Source organism: Streptomyces sp. ISL-94 (assembly GCF_018614075.1).
Classification (GTDB): Bacteria; Actinomycetota; Actinomycetes; order Streptomycetales; family Streptomycetaceae; genus Streptomyces.
Genome location: NZ_JAGGOZ010000043.1, coordinates 1 through 5,568, shown reverse-complemented (window position 1 = coordinate 5,568; position 5,568 = coordinate 1). Strand labels below are relative to the sequence as shown.

Sequence of the window (5,568 nt, the reverse complement as noted above, 5' to 3'; positions counted from 1 at the left end):
CCCCACCCCCGCAGCCCCTACCCCGCCGGCCCCCACTGCTCCCTCTTCCCCCACCCCCCGGATCACCATCTCCACGATCTCCCCGGAAACGATCGCGGACGCCCTCACGGCCCACCTCACCCCGGACGACCTCAAGGCCGTCACGGAGCTCCTCATGACCCGCATCTGAGGCACCACCCACGCCGGGGGCGCTGACGGAATTAACGCCGTTAACGCCCCCACGTGTGTTTCATGTGCGTTCTACGGTGCGTTTCGCATAGGCTCTCCCCGGAGGTACCGATGCCGAACACCCGCAACACCAGCAACTCCCGCAACATCAAAAACCCAGAGGCCCCCGAACAGGAGAGCCTCTTCGCAGCAGTCGACGCCCTGCTCGAAGAAGTCGCCCAGGACCCGCTCCCGCACCCGGATGAGCGCAAGCGCCTCCGCGAGGCCGCCGGCCTGAGCCAGGACCAGATCGCCAAGGCTCTCGCCGTCCGCCGCGAAACGGTCACCTCCTGGGAAACCGGCCGCACCTCCCCCCGCCCCCCCAAACGCGCCGCCTACGCCCGCCTCCTGGAAGGCCTCTCGTCCCTCCACCCCGTTAACGCCGTTAACGCCCCGGCCCCGGCCGCAGACGCAGGGACCGCCGCAGGCGCAGCCCTGGACGCCCACACCCAGGGGCCTGGGGCGGAGCCCGAGCCCCGGGAAGCGACGGGCAAGGCAACAACCCCGCGGGCCTCCACCCCCACGGGCATCGGCACAGGCCCCTCCACCCCCTCCCCCGCAGGCGCACACACCCCGGGGCCTGGGGCGGAGCCCCAGTTTCGGGAAGGGGCGGGCAGGGGAACAGCGCCGCAGGCCCAAGCCCCCACCCCCCTCAACACCCTCAACAGCGTTGACACCCAGGCCCCCGCCACAGACGCAGGGCCGGCCGCAGCCACCCCCACCCCGGGCCCCGGGACGAAGCGCCAGCCCCGCCAATCGGCAGGCAGCCGAACAAGGCCGCACCCCCGCACCCCCCTGGAGGGAAACGGCCCCCTGGCCGTCCTGGACGGCACGGGCCACGCCCACGCCGCCGCCGGCCTCATCCTCGAACACCCCGCCACCGGCGGCCTCCCCGCCCTCCTCACCTGGGCCCTCACCGAGGCGAACCTCCGCTCCCCCCGCCTCCACCGCAACGGCAAGGACGGCGACCCCCTCCTCGTCCTCACGGCCCCCGCCCTGGACCGGCTCGGCCTCCCCCTCACCCTCGAAAACCGCCGCGACCTCCGCCTGCCCGACAACCACCCCGTGATCAAGCAGCTCACCAAGAACAAGTGGCAGCTCACCCGCCGCGGCTTCGGACCCTGGCCCCGCATCTACCGCCCCGCCACCCCCACCACCGGCCGCCAGTGCGTCCAGCTCGCGATCCTCCCCTGGGGCGCCCTCGACCCCCGCGCCTGGGGCGAGGACACCGCCGGCCTCCCGGCCCCCGCACTCGCCGAACTGCTCACCACCTACGCCGCCCGCGTCCTCACCCCCCGCGGCTCCACCGCCGTCACGGGCCTCGAACTCATGACGGCCCTGCGTCCTCCCACCCGCGCCACCCGCGACGAGGCGACCAACACCTGGGTCTCGGCCCCGCTCCCCGGCTCCCTCACCCACCCCGTCGACCCCGCTCCCCCGGAGGCCCCCGACGAACACCCCGTCGTCGCCGCCCTCTACCCCCGCTCCCACCAGCGCACCCCGGACCAGGTCCTCGACGAGGAGGCCTACGACTGGATCCGCGACCCCCAGCTCCTCACCGACGCCGAGTGCGCCCGCACCCACGCCGTCGGCATCGACGTGAACATGGCCTTCGCCGCCGCCGCGAACCGCCTCCCCGTCGGTCTGGGCCCCGCGACCCACACCACCAGCCCCCGCTTCGACCCCAAGCTCCCCGGCTGCTGGCTGGCGGACCTCTCCCGCCTCGACATCGAGCTGGACCCCCGCCTCCCCAACCCCTTCACCCCCCACGGCAAGCCCCCCACCGGCCCCGCCTGGTACGCGACCCCGACCCTCGCCTACGCCCAGGAACTCGGCCACGACGTCCGCCCCACCGAAGCCTGGATCCGCCCGGACAACGGCCCGTACCTCGACGCCTGGTACACCCGCCTCCGCGACGCCTACATGGCCACGATGGCTGACCTGGGCGTCACCTCGTCCCTCACGGAACCCGAGTTCCTCCAAGCCATGTCAACCTACAAAGAACCCAGAACCACCACGCCCGACGCCACCCACACCCACATCTCCACCTCCCTCCTCTCCGCCATCAAGTCCACGGTCAAGGGCGGCATCGGCAAACTCCGCGAACGCCCCCAGGGCGCCGCCTACCGCCCCGGCGAACCCTGGCCCGCCCTCGAACGCCCCACCTGGCGCCCCGACATCCGCGCGGCCGTCATCTCCACGGCCCGCGTCAACATGCACCGCAAGATGCTCAAACTCGCCACAGCAGCCGACATCCACCCCATCGCAGTCCTGTCCGACTGCGCGGTCTACCTCTCCGACGGCCCCGGCCCCCTCGACTTCCTCCCGCGCACCCCCGACGGAAAACCCCTGCCCGGCGGCTTCCGCCTGGGCGTCAGCCCCGGCATGGTCAAGCACGAAGGCACCCAACCCCTCCTCTGGGCCGTCCAGATGCTCGACGAAGGACTCAACCCGGCCCGCCACATCAAGGGCCATGACGCAGCGGCAGACGGAGAATAGGAAAAATGCCGGACATCTCCGACAGCCTCACCCGGGCCGACGAACAGCATTTCACCCGCCCCATCCCCAAGTCGGCGGGCGCCCAGATGCGCTTCCTGGTGAAGCAGCTCAAGTCGACCAAGGCGGCGGCCGCGACACTCGGCATCTCCCAGCGCACGGTCGAGCGCTACGTGAAGGGCCAGATCAAGCAGCCCAAGCCCGAGCTCGCCGCCCGCCTGGAAACCGAGGTACGCCGCCGCTGGCAGCCCCTGGTCCGCAAGCGCGCCCGCGCCAAGGCCGCCAAGACCACCGGCCTGGTCATCGAGACCCGCGCCCGCTTCGGCTTCACCGCGGCCCCCGGCACCACCGACGACGGCCGCATGCGCCGCATCACCCAGCACCTCCCCCCGGAGTACGCGGCCCGCCTCTTCGCCGCCCAGGAGGCCGGCGCCGGCGAGGCCCAACTCCAGCACATCGCCGCCGAAGGCCTCCAGGAGATCTACTTCAAGGACAACGGCGCCCGCGCCACGAGCCTCCTGGTCGAGTTCACGGACATCGACTACGTCGACTTCGCCTTCTAGAACCACCACCGAGGCCCCTGACAGCCCCTCACGGGCCCTGAAAACCCAAAAGGGTCCTGGGACATCCCAGGACCCTCTCCAACCCCTCACAAGCCCGACCAGCCAACCCGGCGGCACAGGGCCGCCCATGCTCACCCCACGGCGTGCAACGTCCTCCGCCGCTTCGACTCCGCAGCCTTCTTCGCCGCGGCCTGCGCGGCCCGCTTCTTCCGCTGCTCGGCGAGCTGGTCCTGATACGCCGCCACCGCCTGGTGGTAGCTGGCCACATACCCCCGCGCGTCGAGCCGCTCATCGGCCGCCATGTCGTTCACGGCGGCGACAGCGTCCTCGAACGAGTTGTACCCGGCCAGCATGGGGTTGATCTGATACACGCCGTTGCGGACCTTCCGCACCAGCTTCGCGAGCTCCAGGCTCCGCAGCGCGGCATTGACACTCGGCCGACTGAGCTCCAGCAGCCCCCCGACGGTGGCCTGGTCGATGAGGATCCGCCCACCCGGCTCGCTCAGCGAACGCAGCTTCAACAGCACACGGTAGGCCGCAGGCGGAAGGTCGAGGTCGGAGAGAAGCCCGTCGGCGTTGACCGCAGCGAATCGCAAGGTGCTCACTGAGCTGTCCCTTCTTCCGTGCGCTCCGCCCGGCTCAGCCGACGCGCAGCGCGCTCTTTGGCCCGTTCGGCCCGCAGTCCCTCGATGGCCTGCCGCATGTGGTCCAGCGACGGGAACCGCACCAGATCCGGCAGGCTTGTATCGCTGCGAATCTGCGAGATGGTGCTGTGCTGCTCCACCTTCACGAACTCACCCGTCATCTCCGTACCAGGGATGAACTCAGCCACCCGGTAACTGTAGGGCGGGTTGAACTGGTACACGCCCCGCCGCACCTTGAAGACGATCCCATGAGACATGACGGTGTGCAGCGCCTCCGACGTCTTTGTCCGACTGACGTCCAGGATGGTAGCCATCTCCTCCTGGGTAAGAGGAATCCGCCCCCCCGCTCGCTGGCATGCGATGAGCAGCAGGATCAGCCTCAACGGCAAGGCTTCCCGGAAGTACTGGGCGATAACCAGGAAGAACTCCAGGCTGTCCATCGAGAACGCATTCGGCTGATTCTGCGTCCCGTAGAACTCCAGCGGCTTCCGCTCGCCGTCCAGCGTCAGCTTCCGGCTCGGGTACCGCCTCGCCAGGCTGTCCAGGTCCTTGACCGGAGCCAGCGGCTGACTCCACGCGGAGATCGCATCATCAACGGGGAGATCAGGACGCGGCGCACCCGCCGGACTCCGCCGACGCCGTTGTGGCTCTGATGACACGAGGCTGCTCTCCACTTCGTTGATCTGCAGGGGAGAGTATGTCAACAAGGGTGACACAAGTGTCACGCTCGTTGACGTTCGGCGTGTCTTGTGTCCCCCCTCGGGGGACACAACTCGGCCACCCCCTCCTCCCGGCCTTCCCACCACCCCCCACCCAACCCCACCCCGCCCCCCAGCAGTTCACGGACACATCCCCGCTAAAACGTCAGCCTCTCCGACGTTTTAGCCCAAATACCGTCAGTACCATTGACATTTTGCATGCGTTCTGTCCCCCTAGCAGGGACACATCCCCCGAGTTATGTCCCTCCTGAGGGGACATAACTTTCCCCCCGCACCCCGCCTGACCTGCTACAACGCATCTCCGTACCTTCTATAGGCAGTCCCCTGCCGCGCTGCGCGCACTCAACGCCGTCTCCAACGCCTCCGGAGTCCCTGCTTCCTGACCCACCGACACTCCTCGGCTGCCCCAGCACGCCCTCGACATCAAGTCAGCCACCCCATGGAATGTGACTGATTTCCTATCTCTATCCACAGCTCATTTTGAACCAGCTTCTTAACGGCGTTAACGGCGTTAACGCCGTTAAGAAGCTCAGCTCGACAACAGCCATCCAAGACCCCCTCTTCGAGCACCTGCCATGTAGGTCAAACGCCGAACCCTGCCTCAGGAACAAGGCAGCTCCGTCATCCTTCGCGCGCAACACAAAGGGTCCACTCCGAAGCGAAGCGGAGAAGTCCGACCCGAAGTGCCGGCCTTGGCGCCGCAAAGCGGGCACCCGCCGAGCGAAGCGAGGCGGTTCTCTGAGGCCGGAGCGAAGCGAAGGCCTCAACCCCGGAGCGAAGCAAAGGGGGCTGGCCCGAAGGGGCGGCTCTGGGCCGCGAAGCGGCCCTCCGCCGAGCGAAGCGAGGCGGTTCCCCTCTGTCCGGAGCGAAGCGGAGGACCCCCGGCCCGAAGGGCCGGCTCTGGGCCTCGAAGCGGCCCCCGCCGAGCGAAGCGAGGCG

The 5,568-nt window shown here is 69.3% G+C and carries 4 protein-coding genes; 2 read left to right on the top strand and 2 right to left on the bottom strand.

Annotated features, from left to right (window positions below):
• Positions 1–279 precede the first annotated feature (279 nt).
• Complete coding sequence (locus J7E94_RS16100) at positions 280–2,706, top strand: helix-turn-helix transcriptional regulator (protein ID WP_215016081.1); 2,427 nt, start codon at positions 280–282, stop codon at positions 2,704–2,706.
• A gap of 5 nt (positions 2,707–2,711) precedes the next feature.
• Entirely contained in the window at positions 2,712–3,266 is a 555-nt protein-coding gene (locus J7E94_RS16095) for an XRE family transcriptional regulator (RefSeq protein ID WP_215016080.1), read from the top strand.
• 131 nt (positions 3,267–3,397) lie between these two features.
• Here J7E94_RS16095 and J7E94_RS16090 read toward each other — a convergent pair whose 3' ends face one another.
• Complete coding sequence (locus J7E94_RS16090; RefSeq protein WP_215016079.1) at positions 3,398–3,871, bottom strand: MarR family transcriptional regulator; 474 nt, start codon at positions 3,869–3,871, stop codon at positions 3,398–3,400.
• Positions 3,868–4,614 carry a hypothetical protein gene (locus J7E94_RS16085; protein ID WP_251056741.1) on the bottom strand — a complete coding sequence of 249 codons (747 nt, stop codon included), beginning with the start codon at positions 4,612–4,614 and terminating at the stop codon, positions 3,868–3,870. Before J7E94_RS16085 ends, J7E94_RS16090 begins: the two co-directional genes overlap by 4 nt.
• Positions 4,615–5,568: the final 954 nt, after the last annotated feature.